The organism is Herpetosiphon llansteffanensis (assembly GCF_003205875.1).
In the GTDB taxonomy this organism is placed as follows: Bacteria; Chloroflexota; Chloroflexia; order Chloroflexales; family Herpetosiphonaceae; genus Herpetosiphon; species Herpetosiphon llansteffanensis.
The window spans coordinates 33,618-51,780 of record NZ_PUBZ01000011.1 but is presented as its reverse complement, the minus strand read 5'-3'; the positions used below and the strand labels follow the sequence as shown (position 1 = coordinate 51,780).

27 protein-coding genes and 2 tRNA genes are annotated in these 18,163 nt (G+C 53.3%); 10 read left to right on the top strand and 19 right to left on the bottom strand.

Annotated elements, in window-relative coordinates:
- Positions 1–8: 8 nt before the first annotated feature.
- Positions 9–365, bottom strand: coding sequence for an ArsR/SmtB family transcription factor (locus tag C5S61_RS00550; RefSeq protein ID WP_110513193.1), 357 nt, complete (start codon positions 363–365; stop codon positions 9–11).
- Positions 366–382: 17 nt separating this feature from the next.
- Complete coding sequence (locus C5S61_RS00545) at positions 383–799, bottom strand: FixH family protein (RefSeq protein WP_110513192.1); 417 nt, start codon at positions 797–799, stop codon at positions 383–385.
- A 217-nt stretch (positions 800–1,016) separates the two neighbouring features.
- On the opposite strand from C5S61_RS00545, the gene C5S61_RS00540 reads away from it, so the two are divergent.
- The 3 genes from C5S61_RS00540 to C5S61_RS00530 all read left to right on the top strand — a co-directional run bounded on the left by C5S61_RS00540 (position 1,017) and on the right by C5S61_RS00530 (position 3,269).
- Positions 1,017–1,913 (top strand): tyrosine-type recombinase/integrase, encoded by an 897-nt coding sequence (locus C5S61_RS00540; protein ID WP_110513191.1) that lies wholly within the window; start codon positions 1,017–1,019, stop codon positions 1,911–1,913.
- Between the two features lie 92 nt (positions 1,914–2,005).
- Positions 2,006–2,734: a sulfite exporter TauE/SafE family protein gene (locus C5S61_RS00535; protein WP_110513190.1), complete on the top strand. Its 729-nt coding sequence runs from the start codon at positions 2,006–2,008 to the stop codon at positions 2,732–2,734.
- A 43-nt stretch (positions 2,735–2,777) separates the two neighbouring features.
- Positions 2,778–3,269 (top strand): GNAT family N-acetyltransferase, encoded by a 492-nt coding sequence (locus tag C5S61_RS00530; protein ID WP_110513189.1) that lies wholly within the window; start codon positions 2,778–2,780, stop codon positions 3,267–3,269.
- Positions 3,270–3,648: 379 nt separating this feature from the next.
- On the opposite strand, the gene C5S61_RS26690 is transcribed toward C5S61_RS00530, so the two are convergent.
- From C5S61_RS26690 to C5S61_RS00480, 11 genes are all read right to left on the bottom strand, one after another.
- On the bottom strand, positions 3,649–3,807 hold the full coding sequence (locus C5S61_RS26690) for a hypothetical protein (RefSeq protein WP_164689142.1): 159 nt from the start codon (positions 3,805–3,807) through the stop codon (positions 3,649–3,651).
- A gap of 33 nt (positions 3,808–3,840) precedes the next feature.
- Positions 3,841–4,692 carry a phage major capsid protein gene (locus C5S61_RS00525; RefSeq protein WP_054537161.1) on the bottom strand — a complete coding sequence of 284 codons (852 nt, stop codon included), beginning with the start codon at positions 4,690–4,692 and terminating at the stop codon, positions 3,841–3,843.
- Between the two features lie 39 nt (positions 4,693–4,731).
- Positions 4,732–5,307 (bottom strand): hypothetical protein, encoded by a 576-nt coding sequence (locus C5S61_RS26685; RefSeq protein WP_164689141.1) that lies wholly within the window; start codon positions 5,305–5,307, stop codon positions 4,732–4,734.
- A complete protein-coding gene (locus C5S61_RS00515; RefSeq protein ID WP_110513188.1) occupies positions 5,267–6,631 on the bottom strand; it encodes a phage portal protein in 1,365 nt (454 codons plus the stop codon). The genes C5S61_RS26685 and C5S61_RS00515 overlap by 41 nt, the downstream gene beginning before the upstream one ends.
- A 19-nt stretch (positions 6,632–6,650) precedes the next feature.
- Positions 6,651–8,171, bottom strand: coding sequence for a hypothetical protein (locus C5S61_RS00510; protein WP_240614382.1), 1,521 nt, complete (start codon positions 8,169–8,171; stop codon positions 6,651–6,653).
- Positions 8,095–8,622 (bottom strand): helix-turn-helix domain-containing protein, encoded by a 528-nt coding sequence (locus C5S61_RS00505; protein WP_110513186.1) that lies wholly within the window; start codon positions 8,620–8,622, stop codon positions 8,095–8,097. Before C5S61_RS00505 ends, C5S61_RS00510 begins: the two co-directional genes overlap by 77 nt.
- A 41-nt stretch (positions 8,623–8,663) precedes the next feature.
- Positions 8,664–8,966, bottom strand: coding sequence for a hypothetical protein (locus C5S61_RS00500; protein WP_110513185.1), 303 nt, complete (start codon positions 8,964–8,966; stop codon positions 8,664–8,666).
- 110 nt (positions 8,967–9,076) lie between these two features.
- A complete protein-coding gene (locus tag C5S61_RS00495) occupies positions 9,077–9,829 on the bottom strand; it encodes a peptidoglycan recognition protein family protein (protein ID WP_110513184.1) in 753 nt (250 codons plus the stop codon).
- Positions 9,826–10,194, bottom strand: coding sequence for a hypothetical protein (locus tag C5S61_RS00490; protein ID WP_110513183.1), 369 nt, complete (start codon positions 10,192–10,194; stop codon positions 9,826–9,828). The genes C5S61_RS00495 and C5S61_RS00490 overlap by 4 nt, the downstream gene beginning before the upstream one ends.
- On the bottom strand, positions 10,191–10,553 hold the full coding sequence (locus tag C5S61_RS00485) for a hypothetical protein (protein WP_110513182.1): 363 nt from the start codon (positions 10,551–10,553) through the stop codon (positions 10,191–10,193). Before C5S61_RS00485 ends, C5S61_RS00490 begins: the two co-directional genes overlap by 4 nt.
- A gap of 117 nt (positions 10,554–10,670) precedes the next feature.
- Positions 10,671–11,045 (bottom strand): hypothetical protein, encoded by a 375-nt coding sequence (locus C5S61_RS00480; protein ID WP_110513181.1) that lies wholly within the window; start codon positions 11,043–11,045, stop codon positions 10,671–10,673.
- Between the two features lie 179 nt (positions 11,046–11,224).
- Between C5S61_RS00480 and C5S61_RS00475 the strand changes: the two genes are divergently transcribed.
- Positions 11,225–12,112 (top strand): hypothetical protein, encoded by an 888-nt coding sequence (locus C5S61_RS00475; RefSeq protein ID WP_110513180.1) that lies wholly within the window; start codon positions 11,225–11,227, stop codon positions 12,110–12,112.
- A gap of 14 nt (positions 12,113–12,126) precedes the next feature.
- Here C5S61_RS00475 and C5S61_RS00470 read toward each other — a convergent pair whose 3' ends face one another.
- From C5S61_RS00470 to C5S61_RS00455, 4 genes are all read right to left on the bottom strand, one after another.
- Positions 12,127–13,110, bottom strand: a complete 984-nt coding sequence (locus C5S61_RS00470; protein ID WP_164689140.1) for a tyrosine-type recombinase/integrase — start codon at positions 13,108–13,110, stop codon at positions 12,127–12,129.
- 151 nt (positions 13,111–13,261) lie between these two features.
- Entirely contained in the window at positions 13,262–13,612 is a 351-nt protein-coding gene (locus C5S61_RS00465) for a hypothetical protein (protein WP_110513178.1), read from the bottom strand.
- 21 nt (positions 13,613–13,633) lie between these two features.
- Complete coding sequence (locus C5S61_RS00460) at positions 13,634–13,945, bottom strand: hypothetical protein (protein ID WP_110513177.1); 312 nt, start codon at positions 13,943–13,945, stop codon at positions 13,634–13,636.
- 94 nt (positions 13,946–14,039) lie between these two features.
- Complete coding sequence (locus tag C5S61_RS00455) at positions 14,040–14,585, bottom strand: hypothetical protein (RefSeq protein WP_110513176.1); 546 nt, start codon at positions 14,583–14,585, stop codon at positions 14,040–14,042.
- 136 nt (positions 14,586–14,721) lie between these two features.
- On the opposite strand from C5S61_RS00455, the gene C5S61_RS00450 reads away from it, so the two are divergent.
- From C5S61_RS00450 to C5S61_RS00430, 5 genes are all read left to right on the top strand, one after another.
- Positions 14,722–14,988: a hypothetical protein gene (locus tag C5S61_RS00450; protein WP_110513175.1), complete on the top strand. Its 267-nt coding sequence runs from the start codon at positions 14,722–14,724 to the stop codon at positions 14,986–14,988.
- 75 nt (positions 14,989–15,063) lie between these two features.
- Positions 15,064–15,258 (top strand): helix-turn-helix domain-containing protein, encoded by a 195-nt coding sequence (locus C5S61_RS27520; protein WP_110513174.1) that lies wholly within the window; start codon positions 15,064–15,066, stop codon positions 15,256–15,258.
- A 37-nt stretch (positions 15,259–15,295) separates the two neighbouring features.
- The gene (locus C5S61_RS00440) at positions 15,296–15,724 is read left to right on the top strand and encodes a helix-turn-helix domain-containing protein (protein WP_110513173.1); all 429 of its coding nucleotides are present in this window, start codon (positions 15,296–15,298) and stop codon (positions 15,722–15,724) included.
- Between the two features lie 39 nt (positions 15,725–15,763).
- Positions 15,764–15,979 (top strand): helix-turn-helix domain-containing protein, encoded by a 216-nt coding sequence (locus tag C5S61_RS00435; protein WP_164689139.1) that lies wholly within the window; start codon positions 15,764–15,766, stop codon positions 15,977–15,979.
- A gap of 74 nt (positions 15,980–16,053) precedes the next feature.
- The gene (locus tag C5S61_RS00430; RefSeq protein WP_110513171.1) at positions 16,054–16,317 is read left to right on the top strand and encodes a helix-turn-helix domain-containing protein; all 264 of its coding nucleotides are present in this window, start codon (positions 16,054–16,056) and stop codon (positions 16,315–16,317) included.
- A gap of 332 nt (positions 16,318–16,649) precedes the next feature.
- On the opposite strand, the gene C5S61_RS00425 is transcribed toward C5S61_RS00430, so the two are convergent.
- Positions 16,650–16,725: transfer RNA gene (locus tag C5S61_RS00425), tRNA-Asn, on the bottom strand.
- A gap of 21 nt (positions 16,726–16,746) precedes the next feature.
- A tRNA-Asn gene (locus C5S61_RS00420) sits at positions 16,747–16,822 on the bottom strand.
- 140 nt (positions 16,823–16,962) lie between these two features.
- On the opposite strand from C5S61_RS00420, the gene zigA reads away from it, so the two are divergent.
- The gene (gene zigA, locus C5S61_RS00415; RefSeq protein WP_110513170.1) at positions 16,963–18,159 is read left to right on the top strand and encodes a zinc metallochaperone GTPase ZigA; all 1,197 of its coding nucleotides are present in this window, start codon (positions 16,963–16,965) and stop codon (positions 18,157–18,159) included.
- The last annotated feature ends 4 nt before the right edge of the window (positions 18,160–18,163 follow it).

Genomic DNA, 18,163 nt, shown 5'->3' with positions numbered 1-18,163 from the left:
ATCTCCCTCTAGGCGTCAGCAGGAGCAGCGTCATCCGGTGTCGCATAGGTGGTACAGGCATACACGCCCCGCGCCACGTCGGTGAGGATCTGTTCTGTGACCTGAAGCAGCGTGACAATCCGATCATCGCTCAGGCGATAGTGGACAAACCGCCCATCCTGGTCTTTGGCGACGAGGCCACAGTCCCACAAACAGGCAAGATGATTTGAGGCATTGGACTGGCGCAGGCCCGTCGCCGCACAGAGGTCCGTGACGGTCTGGGGACCAGCACACAGGGCTTCCAGCAGGGCAAGGCGCGACGGATCAGCCAAACCGCGAAAGAGCTTGGCTTTGAGCGTGGTCAGGGTTGGGGCGGCGGTTAACATCCAAACCTCCTGCATGGTTAGGGGCGTACATCAATGCGGAAGGGCACGGCATGATCAACCCGATCAATCTCAACATGCACGATCACCTGCCACGGTCCGTCCATCGTATACGCGCCTTCAGCGGTATAGAGACCCTTGCCCTGGGGCGTTGCCCAGGGCTTCTGCTGGCCCATTGCCATGCCTGGCATCACCAGATCAAGGTACACCTCGGCCATGTCAACCGGCTGGCCGACGGCATCGGTAACCATGATCTGCCATGATTGCGGCATCGCGACGATGGGTTGGGTCGTGGCCGTCAATGTTACGGTGAGACCATCAACCGTTTGGGTCAGCCCTGATGCAGGATGAGTCGCTGCGGAACACCCAGCAAGGAGGCCGAGCAGCATCCACAGCACGAGCATGCCGCGCCAGACATGAGCATAATACATCATCATATTAACACATGGTGATGTATTAATGCTCGTTTGTCAAATCATCATGGGAGTGTGCGGAGGAGATGCATGACTGAGACCACTACGGAGATGGATCAATCCTGTGATAAGAGCGATTATCGCAGGATTTATGCTATACTCTGCATTAATTTGAGCGTCGCACCGATCGTATCGTCGCATGTAAAATCTATCGTTATCACAGGAATAGATGGAGCTGCTGATGCCACCCACGCGAATCCCGGAATCCCATCCGCTGACCGATCTGATCGCGGCCTTTCTGACCGACCTGGCCAACGCCGATCGCTCGATCCATACCCAGCGGGCCTACGCCACCGAACTCCGCCGGCTGGCGGCATTCCACGTCGGTCCGATCACCACGATCACGCCGGCCATCCTCCGCACGTTCCTGGCGCAGCACAGCCAGCTCAAACCTGCCAGCCGCGCCCGGATGCAGGCCGCCCTCACCCGCTTCTTCTCCTGGGCGGAGCACCATGACCTGATTACAGGCAACCCGATGACGCGGATTGAGGCAGTGCGGGTGGAGACTCCCCTGCCCCGACCGCGACCACGCGCGGATGTCGAGGCGGTCCTCGCTGGTATTCCGGCGACGAACTGGCGCGATCAGCTGCTCTTCCGGCTGCTGCTGGAGCTGGGTCTGCGCGTCAGTGAGGTCTTGACTCTGGCGGTCGAGGACGTCAGCCTGGAGCGGGACAACGAGCGCATCACCGTGCTGGGCAAGGGGGGGAAACGGCGCACACTCCTGCTCGATGATCCAAAACTGGTGAAACGCCTGACCACCTACCTCCAGCAGACCGGCTATCGGCATGGACTGCTCTTTCGCGCGGCCAAGAACGGCGATGGCGGGCCGCTGCGCTACCAGTCGATCCAGGAACGCTGGGCGCGGTATTGCGCTGCGGCCGGGGTGGTCTGCACGCTCCATCAGCTCCGCCACACCCATGCCAGCGAACTGGTCACCGATGGGGTGAGTTTGGCCACCGTGCGCAAACGCTTAGGCCACGCGAACATCCAGACCACCCTGCGGTATGCGGAGCAAGCCGATGCCACCAGTGATGCCGAGATTCGGCAGTGGCGACGCACGAAGCAGACCAAGGGGTAAGGAACGGGTCCAACTAGGGTAGAATACGGTGTACCGCTCGTGATTCAACGACGATGGACGGGCCTGGATGCTGAATTACGGACGGAGGCAGCATGGCATGGGCGATTGGGCTGGCTTTAGCCAGCATTGCCTTTCTCTACGCGACCACGGGCCAGGCCGGTGGCTCGGGCTATATTGCGGTCTTGAGTTGGTTTGGCCTCGCGGCCGTGGTCATCCGCCCCACTGCCCTGATCTTGAACTGCGTCGTTGCCGTCATGACGACCGCCACCTACGCCCGCGCCGGCTGGTTTCGCTGGCAGCGCTTTTGGCCAGTGACCATTCTTGCCGTCCCAGCGGCGCTGCTCGGCGGCCGCCTGGTGCTGACGGGATACACCTATCATGTCCTCGTCGCCTTGTGCTTGCTCTGGGCGACGGCCCGCCTGCTTGGCCAGTCCGCCGTCGCTGATCCGGGTCCATCCACACCGCCACCCGCGCTGGCGGCAATGGCAACCGGCGGGATCATTGGGTTCATCTCCGGGCTGACCGGGATTGGCGGCGGGATTTTCCTGACGCCGGTCCTGGTGATGCGCGGGTGGGCCACGGCCCAGGAAGCCGCCGGCCTGGCCGCGCCCTTCATTTTGGTTAACTCACTGGCTGCCTTGCTGGCCCGGCCCGTGGCACTCATGCAGATGCCGCTGGCGCTGCCACTCTGGGGCGTGGGCGTGGTGCTAAGCGGCTGGCTTGGTGCCCGCGTTGGCAGTCAGTACCTCTCTGCCAGGCGGGTCCAGCAGCTGCTTGCCAGCATTTTGCTGTTCACCAGCCTCTATTTATTGATTCCGTAGGTCCAGCGCGATCACCCGCTCGACCTGTTCACGAGGACTCCTCATGCTGCTTCGCCCAATGATCCAGTCCGATGCGGTGACCGTCGCTGCGCTCAGTGCTGATCTGGGCTATCCTACGACACCGGCTGATGTGGTGCGTCGCCTGGAGCGGCTGCGGGACTGGCCGGATACCGGGCTGTTTGTGGCCGAGGATGCGCAGGTGATCGTGGGCTGGGTCCATGTCTATGGCGTGCGCCTGCTGGAGACGGAGGGGTATGCCGAGATTGGCGGCATTGTCGTCACGCCGACGCGGCGGCAGCAGGGGATTGGCACGCAGCTGATTCAGGCATGTGAACACTGGGCTGCACAGGTGGGGTATCCCGAGGTACGGCTCCGCTCGGGAGTACACCGCACCTGGGCCCATGCCTTCTATGTGCGTCTGGGCTATGAACAATCGCGAGCAAGCTATGGTTTTCGTCGCGTGATCGCAGCGAGCCAGCGGATCGATGCTGCCGATCATCCGTCCGGGGCGATGGTGCGCGAACCAGCGGCATGATCATCCTACCCTGGCGTAGAGAACAAATGTTCACAGGCCTTAACCGGGGCGCGCTGTGATCAACCCCATCTTCGAGCCATGCAGCAACGGGCAGTGGCTGCCATGCGCCATGGATGCGTTGCTCAATCAGGCTAATACTGCCAATCACATGCGCCTCGAGCGTCAAGGTGGGCAATGGCAGGCCAGTCACGACGCGCATCGTGGCGACCGGATTCGGGACAAACTCAAAGGATGGATCACGCAGCATGGCGCGTAATGCCGAGCGCACAATATCCGAGGCCCGCACCACATAGGGTTCGATAAGGTCGGGATCGGCGGGTGCATCATCTAATTGGGCTTGAACGTCAGCAACGCTCACATACAGCATGGCAGCCTATCCTTATTTTGTGGAAGCTTTCTTGGTCTGCTTCCCTTCGTCCGCAGCGGCCTCATCGATCGGCGCATCGACGACGCGATAGACCGGATCGGCGGCGAGCCGCTCGGCCAGTTCACCTTCGACTTCCCATGTCACACCAGTTTCGGTATTTAAGACCCACATCTAAACCTCCTTGGGCTGCGCACGTGCGCGTAGCTAGCTGCGATTTGCGGTCATGACGGCGAAGGCGGTGGGCCGCACGACCTTTGCGCCATAGACATGCAAGCCCTTCACGGCATCGGCAAAGCGCTTTTCTGGGCGATAGCCTTCGACCTTGACGATTTGTTCGGCAAAGGAAATAGCCATGGGGTGACCCGCCATAATCTTGTATTTGGCTCCGGCCACGTTGGGCACACTATTCGACTTCAACACGCGAAAGCCCGCTGCGGTGCCAATTTCGCCATTGCGCAACACCTGATCGCTGCTCGCCGAGCCAACGCCGACGAAGCGATCATCTTTGAGCAATAAGCCGTGAAACCATGGTGGGACAATCGACCAGCGGCCTTCGGTTGGGACATTGGCCTCATCGAGCAGCGTGCCCAAATCGACGAGGTAGTCGTAGGCATTGGCACTGGTGGGAGTCACTGGCGTGGTGTCATTGCCAATCACGTTGCCAGCGGCAACGCCGGTATAGAGCGAGGCAATGAAGGTATCGCTGACATCGCGCAAGCCATAGCTCGCTTCCTTCATGGCTTCATCCATCACACTCGGCTTTTGCTGCGCGCGATCAATATCGTCGACTTGGAAGTTGAAGTATTTGGCTTGGTTGATCAGCAAGGTCATTTGGGCATCGGTCAAGGTTTCGGGATCACCAATGTTGGTATTCTTGGTGTAATTCCCGATCGTGACGGGGCCAATGCTATTGATCTTGACGGTATCGCCAACATCGCGAATCTCGCCTTCATAATCGCGATTGACTACGCCTGCTTGCCCGTAGACATGGGCGCGATGCAGATTCGAGAGAATCCGCGCACTCCAGACTACCGGAATGAAATTACTCAGGGCCATGGTGGGTCCTTTCTCGCACGGAATACGTGCAGCTCGTGCCTAGCTTTGGCGGGCTAAGAAGGCTTGAATCGCCTCCCAGTTGGTATTGATTTGCTCAGGAGTCATGCGTTCAATCGCGGCCTTGGTCAACGCTGGTGGCCGCGCCGGATTGGCGGGACTGGTTCCTGCCGATGCCGGTGTCGTCGCACCACCAGGGCCTGATTGCTTGGCCAAGTAGGGATAGGTCGTGAGCAGGCTGGCAATGGCCGTATCGAGCGGTTTTGGTTGCCCATGCTCATCAAATTCGGGGGTAACGAGGCGGCCCAGCAAGCCGGCATCGAGGCCATGGGCCGCAGCCGTTTGCTCAATCAGGCGTGCGCCGCGCTCGGTGCGTAACGCCGCGCGGTCGGCTTCGAGTTGTGTTTCCAGCGTGGCCAAGCGTGCTTGCAGAGTTGCCACCCCGGTATCCGCAGCAGGTGGTGCAGCTGGTGACGCGGTAGGGTGCAGCGCTGGAGCAGGCACAGGCACTGGTGCTGGCGCGGGACTTGGCGGTGCAGCGGGTGGCGTGGGATCACCACCACCGCCGCCACCATCATCAGCGTTCAGCAGGCGATTCGGAATCAGGATTCGTCGCATCATCATCTCCTTTGGGTGGTGTTGGGTCGTTGTCCGCTGGCGTTTCGGCCTGGCGTTGTTCTCGTTCATGGGCGGGGTCATAGCCCAGTTGGGTCAAGATTGTGGCTTCACTTACGCCGAGCGCACGATCGGCCTGCGCAACGGCGCGTTCGGCTTGTGGGTCGGTCGGCAGCATGGAATCCCAGACCACGGTGGTGGTAGTCTCAGGAAACCCACCAATGATCAGCAGGCGGCGATTGAGTTCGCTCAGGAAATCGCCATACAGCATGCGCTTTTGCACGGTCTTTTGGAGCAAGGGGCCATAGAGGATGTTCAAAGCTAAACCGCTCAGATTGCCCAAGTCATCGACCTTGCCCGTGGCAATCTCGGGGGTTTGGGCCACCTCGTGAATACTGCTTTTGATCCGGCTATGATGCTCAAGGCTGCCCGCTAACTCGCTTTGCATCTCGACAATGCCTAAATCGGCATTCGCTGGAATGAAGACCGTGCGGTCACGCCCATGCTTGAGTTGGGCGGGGTCCATACCCTTGGCCACCGTGAGCGGCTGGGCATAGAAGCGCACAATCCGTTGTTGGTTGGATAAGGTGAAATCACCGGCGTTGACCAGGGCAATCAGGTCAGGCGTGATATCCGCTTCACCCCAGTATTCATTCGGGGCGGCGAGGTTCTGGCTATCGACGATTGGCGGGAAGGGATAGGGCCATGGCGCTTCATGCAAAGTATCAAAGGCGTGTTTGTCAGGCTGGCTCCGTTGGTCAAGAATGCGCCAGCCGGTATCAGTACGCTCGATGCGTTGGCGAATGCTGACGAGCACTTCGCGATTGCCCTGCCATTCGTAGGCGGTGTAGTCAATGAGGTAGCATTCCACGCGATCTAGATCGTCCGCCGCCCAGCGTACAGTCACGGTCGCCGGATCGAGAATCACGATGCGCGGGATGGGCTGATCGGGGTAGATGCGGGCGAAGATATGGCCACACAAGCCGCCATTGATGCCTTGCTTGTAGAGCCATGTCATCTTTTTGGCGGCGGTCCAGACACGCTCAAGATACTGGATACGGGCATCATCGGGCGGTGCATCAGGCACGGTAAAGGCAACCTGATCGCCAAACAAGAATGAGACCGAGGTTTGGACAATCAGCTTAATCAGATTGACCCGCACGTTGTCGTTGGGCCGCCCCGCTTCGATCGGCAGCGGCGGGGTATCCTGCTTGCGATAGGCTTCCCACGCCGCGCGAAACTGCTGCAGGCGTTGAAAATCATCCGCCAAACGCTGCCCATGCAGATGCTGGCTAATGATGCTACTAGTCGCGGTTGGTGGAAACATACCTATTCCTGCTGCTTTCTTACCATAACGTTGGGCCAAAACTGACAATCAGTGCTGGTGCGTAGGCCAGATTGACGGCATCCATACCATCGGGACTGCGCTTAATGCGTTTCTTGGTGTCGGCTTTTGGCTCGACGACCCGCCGTCCTTGACTATCCTGCTTCCACGTGGGAGCCATCGCCTGGCGACGTAACTCGCGGCGCGTTTCCGCATCGAGCGCGACGAAACTGAGGCGCTGCTCCATGGCCCGATCGGCCACGCTGAACCACAACTCGCTCCGACGATTGGGATACTTCTCGGGGTCGTAGGCCGTGCGTGCCCCACTGACACCGAGGAAGGTGTAGCCGTCGGCGAGATCGATCACGCCGCCGCCGATGCCGTCATCGTCGATTTTGACCGCGATGGCCCGTCCATCGACCCCACAGATCCGTCCATATTCGTTGGCCAACTGTTTCAAGCGGCCAGCGGTTTCGACCGTACTCCAGCCATTGGCCGCTTCGTGATAGAGACTATGGCCACCCCGCCGCACATGAATCTCGGTAAAGTCATCGCCATAGCGGGCCACATCACAGCCCAGTTCGCACGGTTCATCACTCGCGGGCAGGATCAGGCTTTCCGCCACCTGAAACGCGCCATCACTCCAGACATTGTTGGTCGCCTGCGATGGCCAGCGCCCCAAGAGCCGCGCTTCCGCGATCGGTCCAGGGCGATACCATGCATCCCGCCACAGAATATCCGTGGCCCGTTTTGGCTCTTCGGGACTGAGTGCCCGACACCATTTCTTGAGTAAGGTATCGACGCGGCTCAGGCGAATCGCCGAGGGAAACGGCGGCGGAAAGCCCTGCAATTCGGCTAGAATGTTGGGATGCTCCAGCACACTCATCGAAATGACATGCCAGCCGCCACTCAATTCCTCGGCATACGCTTGCGAGCTGGTATCAGTCGGATTGAAAATCGCTAGCCATGCGCCGCCTTCGTTGAACATCGACTCGGCAGTTTCCCAAAACACACTCGCTACGCCAACGGCTTCGTCAAAGATGAACAAGGTATGCGGCGAGTGATGGCCTTGAAACGAGTCACCATCTTTGGCGGTGAAGCCATGAGCGAAATGGTCGGGCGTACTCTCCAAGCGCGGGGACTTAGGGCCGGTAAAGCCTGATCGTCCGCGCCGCTGCATCCGCACTTCTTTCCAGAGTAGGTCACGCACTTGGCGATCGGTGGGGGCGGTTGTCAGCACCAGTCCCGGATCAAAACTGTCGTACCACCAGTTGACTAAGCCACCGCCAAGGTGGGTTTTGCCAACCTTATGGCAGGCTTTGACCAGCGTGCGATACGGCGGCGTGAGCAACGACCGCGCGATCAGCTCCTGCTTTGTCCACCAGACTTCCCCTAACACCTCGCGGGCATAGGCCACGGGATCATGGGCATAGGGCAAGACCGTGCGTTTGCCGCCAAAGGCGAGACTAAGATCGGAAAAGAGTGAATTCCAGAGCGTGTCGCGCCTGGAGGATGGCAAGGATGCGTTGTTTGGTCGATTCATCCGCCTCTCCAATGGCATCGATCACTGCTTGCTGAAACCGCCGCACTTCGTCGACATCGATCAATAACTTGAGAATGGCTAGGCTGGTTTTGATGTGCTCGCGCACTTCCCGCAGCGCCGCAACATGCACGGCAATGGGTGTGCGACTGGTGTACTCGCCATCGACTTCGACAATGCCCATTTCGAGCTTGTTCACCAGATCAAGCACCCGTTGGTAGTTCTCACTTAATGCCGAGCGACTATCCCAGAGGGATGAGCCAGCCCGCTCGACGACCGCCGCATGCTGCACGAGCGTCGGCGCGGTCGCCGTCGGCAGTGATTCGAAAAAGCGCTGCACGGTACTGACCGATAACCCGAAGTCCCGCGCGATTTGGCGTTGGCTCGATCCCGCTTTGGCAGCGGCGAGCAGCTGGTTGGCAAGGTCATCGGTAATCGTGCTTTTGCGTCCCATGGCAGCCTCAGGGTGATCCGAAATTGATTCGAAATGATGCGTTAGTGATGCGAAATAGGGCGGTCGTGACCCGAAATGGGTGCGGCGGGCACGAGGGCCACTAACCGCAGCAGCCGTTGGCGGATAGTCTGTACATCGGTCGCCAGCGTGTCGACCTGCTGGAGCACCGCTTCGAGCTGGGCACGGGTCACGGTGGCCACGGGCCGCTCACCCCGTTTCTTGAGCAGGCGATGGGCTTGATCTTTACTCAGGCCCGCAATGCGACCCGCTGCACTTGCATTGCCACTGGCATCATAGGCCTGCCAAAACAGCGTGATTTGGTCAGCTGGAAGGCGACGTGGCATGAATACTCCTTGAAAAAATGATGCGGTGGGGCGGGGGAACACAGCCAAGTTGCTGCTCTAGCCCCGCCCACGGCGCAGCCGCACCGCCGCTGATCGTCGCCAAGGCGACATTATGGGTGGGTTCGCCACCACTGTTTGAAACGTTCGACTTCCTCGGTAAACAACCATTCGATGCTGCCGTGCGGCGTAAAGCGTGCGCCACTGCGCTCGAAGAGTTGATACTGATGGCCATCGGGATGGCGGAAGAAGGGAGTGAGGGCATAGCCCGGGGCAAACTGGGACGGATGCCACAGACCACCGCTACTTTGCCATGCCACCTTGAGTTCTAGGGCTACCGGATAGGTTCCGGCTGGTTGCACCGGATCGATCAAGCCATCACGCCAGGCATAGAAGCTGCGATCGGTCCAGTCGGACGGATCGGGCTTGCGTCCAGCAGGGAGCGCGACAAAGCGATGGGTTTCAATCGCGCCAAGCACCATCGACCAGTCGGCCATTAGGCGTTGGCAGAGCCATGCGAGCGCCGCGCGTTGTTCGGGAGTCCATGCTTCGCCGACGGCGTGATGACATTCGATCCCAATCGAGCGACTGTTGATCCAGTCATCCTTCGCCGCACCCGCATGCCAGGCGCGATAGATCGGCGGCAGAATCTCGGCAATCTGGCCACGTTGGCCAACCAAATAATGCGCACCCACGCCGCTACTGGCTTCTAAGTAGTCGGCTTCTCCGTCAAAGCTGCTGCCGCGATTGCCATTGGTCGTGTGAATCACGACGGAGCTGGGCTTGATACCTTTGGGGCGATAGTCCCAGCCCGTACCCACCGGACGATAATGCTTCCGCCAGCGCAGATCGATCACGAAGGTCATGACGTGGGTGCTCCAAATTGCTTCTGATACTCGGCATGCAGCAAGTCAACGAGAAATTTCGGATCAAAGCGTAGGCCCAGCTCACCCAAGTAGCGGCGTGCCGCATCCACACCCTTTTCTTCGATCTGGTGGCGCACACCCTCGGGCGTAATGCCATAGCTTTGGGCTACTCGCAGGCCAACCTTGATCGCCCCATAGAGCGTGTCACGCTCTTCACGACTAAGCAGGGCCGTCGCTTTATCTTCGAGCGCGCGGGCGATGCGGCGACCGATCCGCGCGGCGACGGCGAGCGCCAGTGGGACAAGCACGGCGAGGAGCAGCTGCACGAGAGTGGTCACGAGCGATGGTGAAACAGCAGTGGTCATACGGACTCTCCTTTTTTGCTAGGTTGGCGTTGGGTACTGGGTTTCGGACTTGGGCGTGGATGGCGTAAAAAGCCAAACAGCTCGGCCAGTAACTGGGTATGGACTTCTTGGCCTTCGCGCAGGCGACTCATTTCATCCGACACGACTTCTAAGGTGTGCTTCAGCCCGGTCATGGCAACGGTGTTGTCGATAAAGGCGGTCAAAACCTTGGCTTCGGCTTGGGCTTCTGCCTTGCGACGTTGGGCCACCAGGTCGGGCCGTAGCCGTTCTTTGAGTAATGGCCAGACTTCGCGGTAGAGGAACCACCCCACCAAAAAGAGGCTGGGGCCATACACTTTGAGCAAGTCTCCTTCGGTCATGGGTGATTCCTCCAACGGACATAAAAAAAGCGGCCACCAACCCTCAGGTGAGGGTTGATAGCCGCGTCTCGTAACTACTGACTATCCAGATGATTCGATTGTTCCGGCTGTGACGCTTTAGGCCGCAGCGGATGGACGACGGAGCATTTTTGGCACCTCGATCGGCGCAACAATGGGCGGATGATACAGAATCAGGGCTGCTTCGGTATAGCGATGGCGACTAAAGGTCATCTCGCCTTCGATATACAGCGTGCCGCTGCCGCTCAGGAATTTCAACGCTACTGTATGAATTCGGGCTTCGAACTCATGATTGCTTTCGCCTGGGCGAATCCGATAGGTAAAGCGTGCGCCACAGAGCCGCCGCTGCGTGGGTGTGCTGGGTGTCGCTGGATTGGTGTCGAGCGGTGTTCCCCAGACAAAGTACTTGGTGCCAAATTCTGTTGCATCCGCATCCGGATCGCCATAGATGGTGCGTAGCGTCTCTGGAAGCATATCCCCTCCTCAGTGGGGAAATAAAAAACGCCCCGATGTGTTGCACACATCGTAGGCGGTCATCCGTCCTTACGGTACGAATACTATACCAGTAGTCATGAAGAGTTGTCAAGCAGCCTTCTAAAGCTATATGCTATACTGACTTATAGTTTAAATAAACTATTTGCATAAGGATTGTTATGAGTGAAACTGCATTAATTGCCATAGCAACAATTTCAGCAACTATAATAGTTGCACTTCTGAATTTTCTTCAAGCAAAGAACTCAATGAATCAATTAAAAAGACAAGAGTCTCTAAAATATCATGATAATATATATAAAGTTTTATTCTTACCAATGATTTCAGATATTTTTTTAACGATAGATATCTTGTTTTATCCAGATTCTTACCATAATAATGATTTATTGATAAGTAAGAAAGATAAAATTCTATATCACATAAAAGAAAATATTGATATAGCTAATCCTAGTTTGGTAATTGCATATCATAATTTAATTAGAAGTAAACTTACAGAACAGAATGCTATGAATCCTTCTCATTCTGAAATGGAAATTATACATGACTTTTTAGAGGAATTTATTAATATTATCGAAAAGATATCATTTTATAGTGATTATGATATAAATAATAAAAAGATTATGAAATATATAGTACTGAGTGCTGTAAATAAGGTTATATATAATAATCAGGAATATAAATGTGATAGATTATTAATTAATATTTATGCGAATGAAGATAACTATAACTTATCTGTTTATAAAAAAATTATAAAAGCTATTGAGAAAAAGGAAATTAATACAATAAAGAATCATGATATTTTGCATAACAATAATAGTTATGAAACAAGTAATGAGAAAATTATGAAAATAAAGAAATTTATAAGAAAAGCTACAAGGAGAAGCAATTATCATTTAACTATTAATGGATACAAAGAATCATATAATTTATATAAATATATATATAAATTATTGATAAATAATAAATTACAAAGGAGAAATATGATTCAAGATATCAAGAGACAATATATTGAATTGGTAGAGTACCAAAAAACAATACCGACTGATTAAACCAAAATTATATGTTATTGAGTATTCGAAATAAACGGCACGTGCAATGCATCAGCCGCAACTTGTTTCGCTCGCTCACCCCGCCGATCATAGCGGCTGGTGGTGTTGGCATTACTGTGGCCAGCCAACCGAGCAACCGTCAACACATCGGTTCCTGCATCGAGTTGATCACTAATAAAGGTTCGGCGAATATCATGTGGGCTGAAGTGCCTAACATTGGCCTCCTTCCCCCGCCGCTGGCACAACATATAAATCGACTGATCACTGAGTCGTTCATACATCTGGCCTGCCACACCACCAGCTTGTAAGCGCCAAAACAGTGGTCCTGTTTCATCGCCACGTACTGCCAGCCACTCGTCGAGGGCATCACGTGCACCACCCCGCACATAGGCGGTTCGTACTTTATTGCCCTTGCCACGAATGGTCAGCATCGCCGTTTCAGAATTAAAGTCTGCCAGATCGAGATTGACGATCTCAGCGCGCCGCAAGCCACCAGCTGCATAGGCCAATGCTAGAATCGCTGCATCGCGTCGCCCAACGGGTGATAGATCAGCAGCACACGCGGCGAACAAGGCACGGAGTTCGGCAGCGGTAAGCGATCGGCCCGCAGCGGCATCAGGGGTATTCCCTTTGACCGTTTTGAGATCAACCGCTCGCGTGTAGTCCTCGCCACTCATTAAGCCCATGCGCCAGGCCATTTTCAGCACCCCGCGTAACGCCGAGAGCATGAGGTTGGCGGTTGCTGCTGATTTGCTGCTGGCAAGCTTGGCCCATAGGGCTTGGGTGTGTTCAACCCGCAACTGTGACCACGGAACCACATGGGCATCGGCAAAGCCCATCATTGTTGCCAACCTATGCAGCTGCTTCTCCATCGTGCGTTGGCTATTGGCACTTTGCAGACTAGCGATATAGGTAATGAAGGGATTGGTGGTTGATTGGATTGACGTTGGTGTAGTTGCGGCAAGGGTAGTTAATGTGATTGATAAATCATCGTGCATGCTCGACTCTCCAGCGGTTTGTATAATGTGCATTATCATAACCGTTTCGCGCTAAAAAAACATCCGCCAACAGCCTGATTTGGACTGCTGGCGGTTCATCTATCATCGGTCAGTCAATCGCGATACCCATGATATCAGTTTCGCGATCAGCTTATGGTTTCTCGGTATGATCGCACCAGTTACCATCCGCATCGGTATGGTTGCAGCTCCAAAATTTGTAGGGCTTTCCACCGCGTCGTGTACCTTGGCGCAGCTGCAAGGCTGTCCCGTGAATAGGGCACGTTCGTTGAGCGGGAGCGCTCGTCGATGCAACCGTTGCCGTTGGTTGGGATGGATGTGCGGTTGGTGGTTGTGCACCGATCGCTTTCAACCGATCAATAACTACCTTCAGTTGATCGGCGGTTGCTCCGGCGACCGAGGTCGTGCAGGGAAAGCCATCAAGTGTGAAGTGAATCTGGTGTTCAACTTTAATGGTTGCTTGGGTTGGTGCCGTATCAGCCATAACGATAATCCTCTCTATTAATTAGGATGCAACCCAACGGGTCAAGATTTCCAGAATAGCCGGAACATCGGCACGATGCACCACCAAGCGCGAGCCGTTGCGCACGAGCACGACACCCCAAGCCGTTGGCAGAATGCGGAGCGTTGCAACGGCTTGCGGTTCACGCCAAGCTGCTTCGATGGCGGCGATAGCATCCAGTTCGTGTTCGGCCAAGGTGTAGGCAGTGTTATCGTCGATGCCTTCTTCTTCCTGAATAATCGTCGCGAGTTGCACGATGGCGCTGGCACGCGCCAAGCGGTGGCAGCGATCGGAATTGACATAGTTCTGTGCCATCAGGTATCATCCTTTTCGTGACCGAGGCATAGGGGTCGAATCTGTACCTCGGTCATGCTTTTGCCCTTTGCTGCTCTTCAAAGCAGTAAAGGGTTTAATAGTTAATCCGGCGGGTGGTCGTTGGCCGCTGCTGAGCAGTAGGTGTTATTGGGAGTGGGGGACAGGAGAGGGAACGAAATTGACTGCGGACGGCCTGTTCATGGGCCTCGATTCGTTCGGCATCAGCATAGCGGCCTGTGAGAATGGCGCGTTGCCAGTTGCGGCTCAAAATCACCATGGTGCGAGCAAGCGCATCAATTGGCGTATTGACATAGGTGGCAGCCGTGACCACAGGCATGGGAATGAAATCAACAACTTCAAAAAGAGTTGTAGGAGTGTGAGCGCCATCCTTATTTAATAAGGTAGGAGATTCATTATTCGGAGGAGTGATTGCTTCGATAACTGGTGCAGTTGCTACAACCATTGTTTCTTCGGCTTCCTCAACTACCCGATTATCCAGTTCAATCAATTCCAATACCAAGCGATTGCAGACCATCCGTGCATCCAGATCAGTAGGAAATGATCCAACATATTCGCCGTTCACATAAGCGTCGAAATCCCGATTCTTGAAGTTATAGGTAACTTCTTTCGTGTGTGCCATTGTTGTGACTCCTATTTGGATACTACTCTTTGTGTATATACAATAATATATAAAACTCTATATGTCAATGAGCAATATATTGACTTCTATATAATGATGAATATAATAAACGGAATTAATCATCGAAGGAGTTGAAATGACAAGACTAAGGGTTCGCGATTATGCTATTGAGAAAGGGTTCAATATGTCCCAACTCTTAGCAGCTGTAAATCAACGCTTAAACAGGGATAGTCCCATTGCAATGGGAACAATTCGGCGTTATTGGTATAGCACCAAAGATGGAAAAGAGTCGGGTTCACCCATAGAATTAGTAGATATTCTACTTTTAAATGCCATCGCAAAAGTCCTTGATGTTGAACTAATGGATCTTATAAATACTGGTGAGCTGGAGCAGGATGCGTAGAGTCTAATAAATTTTTTTTGTATGAATATAAAGTTATGAGTCACAGAGATTTCATAATGCAACGGGGAGATAAGAATGATATATCTACGCATCGGAGAAATTGTGGACGAGCGAGGATGGAATATACAACGATTTGCTGATGAAACTCATTTATCCTATCCAACAGCATACGGCTTGTATAAAGGTAGAATAAACAGAATAGACTTAAAAACTCTTGATAGTATTTGCGAAGCATTGGGTATCGAGCCTGGTGAAGTTTTTGTACGCTAGCCAAGCACAAAGGAGCCTGTGGAGTAGCGGAGGATGAATGATTATATTGAATATAGGGGTACTGGCTAAAGCTAAGGGATTATCAATCCAAGATCTCGCAGATAAAGCTGAGATTTCCTATAATACTGCCAAAGGTCTCTATCGCGGCTATACAACACGCATAGATCTTCCTATTTTGGATAAGGTTTGCACAATCCTCGGGGTTTCTCCAGGAGATCTATTAACTCAGATAGCCGATGATGACATACATGCAGGGTATCAAACTATGGCCAAGTTAAGAATCAAAGAACTTGCGCAGCAACATGGCATAACAACTGCCGCAGAATTAGCCCGTGAGGCTAAAATAGGCCAAACAACTGCCTATAAGTTATGGGACGGATCAACATATCAACCAAATATCGATACCTTAATAGCAATAGCTGATGCATTAGGTGTTAAGATTGATGATTTAATCATCCATGAATAAGAGATTGTTTACATCATTATTTATATGAGGAGAATGCTAATGCTATTACGATTTAGAATTAATGAATTAGCCCCGCAACAAGGTATCAAAACGGCTGCCGAGCTGGCTCGCGAGGCAAAGATTGGCCAAGCAACTGCGTACTCTCTCTGGAATAATGATCGCCATGATGCAAACTACTCGACACTGCTTGCTATTGGCAAAGTTTTAGGTGTGAAACCTGATGAACTTGTGGAAGTTATTGACGGCCTTTCATAGTAACTATTCATCCATTATATTGACAATATCTCAACTATAGTCTATCATCTCAGCTATTCCATTAGGGGGTAGCCATGAGCAAACGGATATTTCGCAACAACTTGGATGAAATTATGTGGCGGAGAAAAATCCAAGTCACAGATTTGTCCAAGCTTACAAATATCTCTCAATCTCGAATATCGGCTATCAAAAACAATCCCTATATCAATCTAACAAGCGATACAATTGCTCGTTTTTGTGAGGCGTTAGGGATCTCGCTGGCCGATTTTGGTGACTTGGTTGAAATTGAGGAAAATCCAGAATCTAAAATAGAACTAGCTCATCTTGCAGCCGCCTAAAAACCTGCTAGATGAGCTAGTTCTATTTGTGGTAAAAACTGTAGTTGTTTTGCCGACACTCACCAGTCTTACCACGATAAGCTAGTTACCCCTATAAGAGCAACGCACCTTACCAATTGAATAGATAAAGGGGACAAGATTCTTGGCAAGCTGAGACAGTTTTATGAATGGTAGCTATTCATGCTACCGCTGCCAGTTGACCGAATCAGGAATAAGGTGGTTATCCCTGATTATTTATTGATACCAAGCGACTGTGTTTCACGCAGTGCTTTATTTTTTGTGCTTAATTGACAAACGCCCAAATGATTGCTCAGATGGACGCTTGTCGATTGTGGCTCCCTGACTAGGACTCGAACCTAGGACATGCTGATTAACAGTCAACCGCTCTACCAACTGAGCTATCAGGGATTATGCATTTGTAAAAAGAAGTGGCTCCCTGACTAGGACTCGAACCTAGGACCCATTGATTAACAGTCAATTGCTCTACCAACTGAGCTATCAGGGATTATTCAGTTACGACGCAAACGCCGTTCAACAGTGCTGAAGTATAGCCTAATTCGCTGGTTTTGTCAAATGGTGCTTGACGAATTCAAAAATCGATTATAATGATACATGGTATCAATAATTACGTAAGGATTATATTCCATGTCGAAGTTGCCGCTTCCGGTTACTGTGCTTTCTGGGTTTCTCGGGGCTGGAAAAACCACGTTATTAAATCATATTTTGGCCAATCGCGAGGGGCTGCGGGTTGCAGTTATCGTGAATGATATGAGCGAAGTCAATATCGATGCTCGCTTGGTGGGCCAAGGCGATCTGGCGCTCAATCGGGTTGAAGAACAATTGGTCGAGCTCAGCAATGGCTGTATTTGCTGCACGCTGCGCGAAGATTTGTTGCTGGAAGTTGGCAAATTGGCTCGCGCTGGGCGTTTCGATTATCTGCTCATTGAATCAACAGGCATCTCCGAACCCTTGCCTGTGGCCGAAACCTTTACCTTCGAGGATGAATCTGGGGTAAGTTTGGGCGAAATTGCCAAGCTCGATACGTTAGTGACGGTGGTTGATGCACTTAATTTTTTGCACGATTTCAATGCTGCCCACGATTTGCGCGACCGCGATTTGGCAATTGATGAAGCTGACGAACGCACCTTGGTTGATTTATTGATCGATCAAGTTGAGTTTTGCAATGTGCTGGTAATTAACAAAACTGATTTGATTAGTGCCGCAGAGCTAACGCATTTGCACGAATTATTGACCACGCTTAATCCGCAGGCTAAAATTGTGCATGCAACCAATGGCAACGTGCCACTGCATGAAATTCTCAATACTGGCTTGTTTGATTTTGATCAAGCGAGCGCTGCGCCTGGCTGGCTAGCCGAATTGCGTGGTGAGCACACGCCCGAAACTGAGGAATATGGCATTCGCAGCTGGGTTTATCGGGCACGACGGCCATTTTCGGCCCAACGTTTTTGGGAATTTGTGAATAGCGATTGGCCTGGCGTGATTCGGGCCAAAGGCTTCTTTTGGGTTATTTCGCAGCCAACGACTGCTGGCTTGCTCTCGCAGGCGGGTCAAAATTGTCGCGTCGAGCCAGCTGGCGAATGGTGGGCCGATAGCGAGCAAAGCGAGTGGCCAGAAACCGCCGAGGAGCGCGCCGAAATCGAGGCCTTGTGGGATGCACAGGTTGGTGATCGTCGCCAAGAATTAGTCTTTATTGGCCAAGATTTTGATCAAAGCTGGTTGCAACCGCAATTAGATGCCTGTTTGGTCAGCGATCAAGAATGGCAGCAACCAGCCGAATGTTGGCACATCGATGATCCATTCGCTGGTTGGAATGAACTGTAGAGTA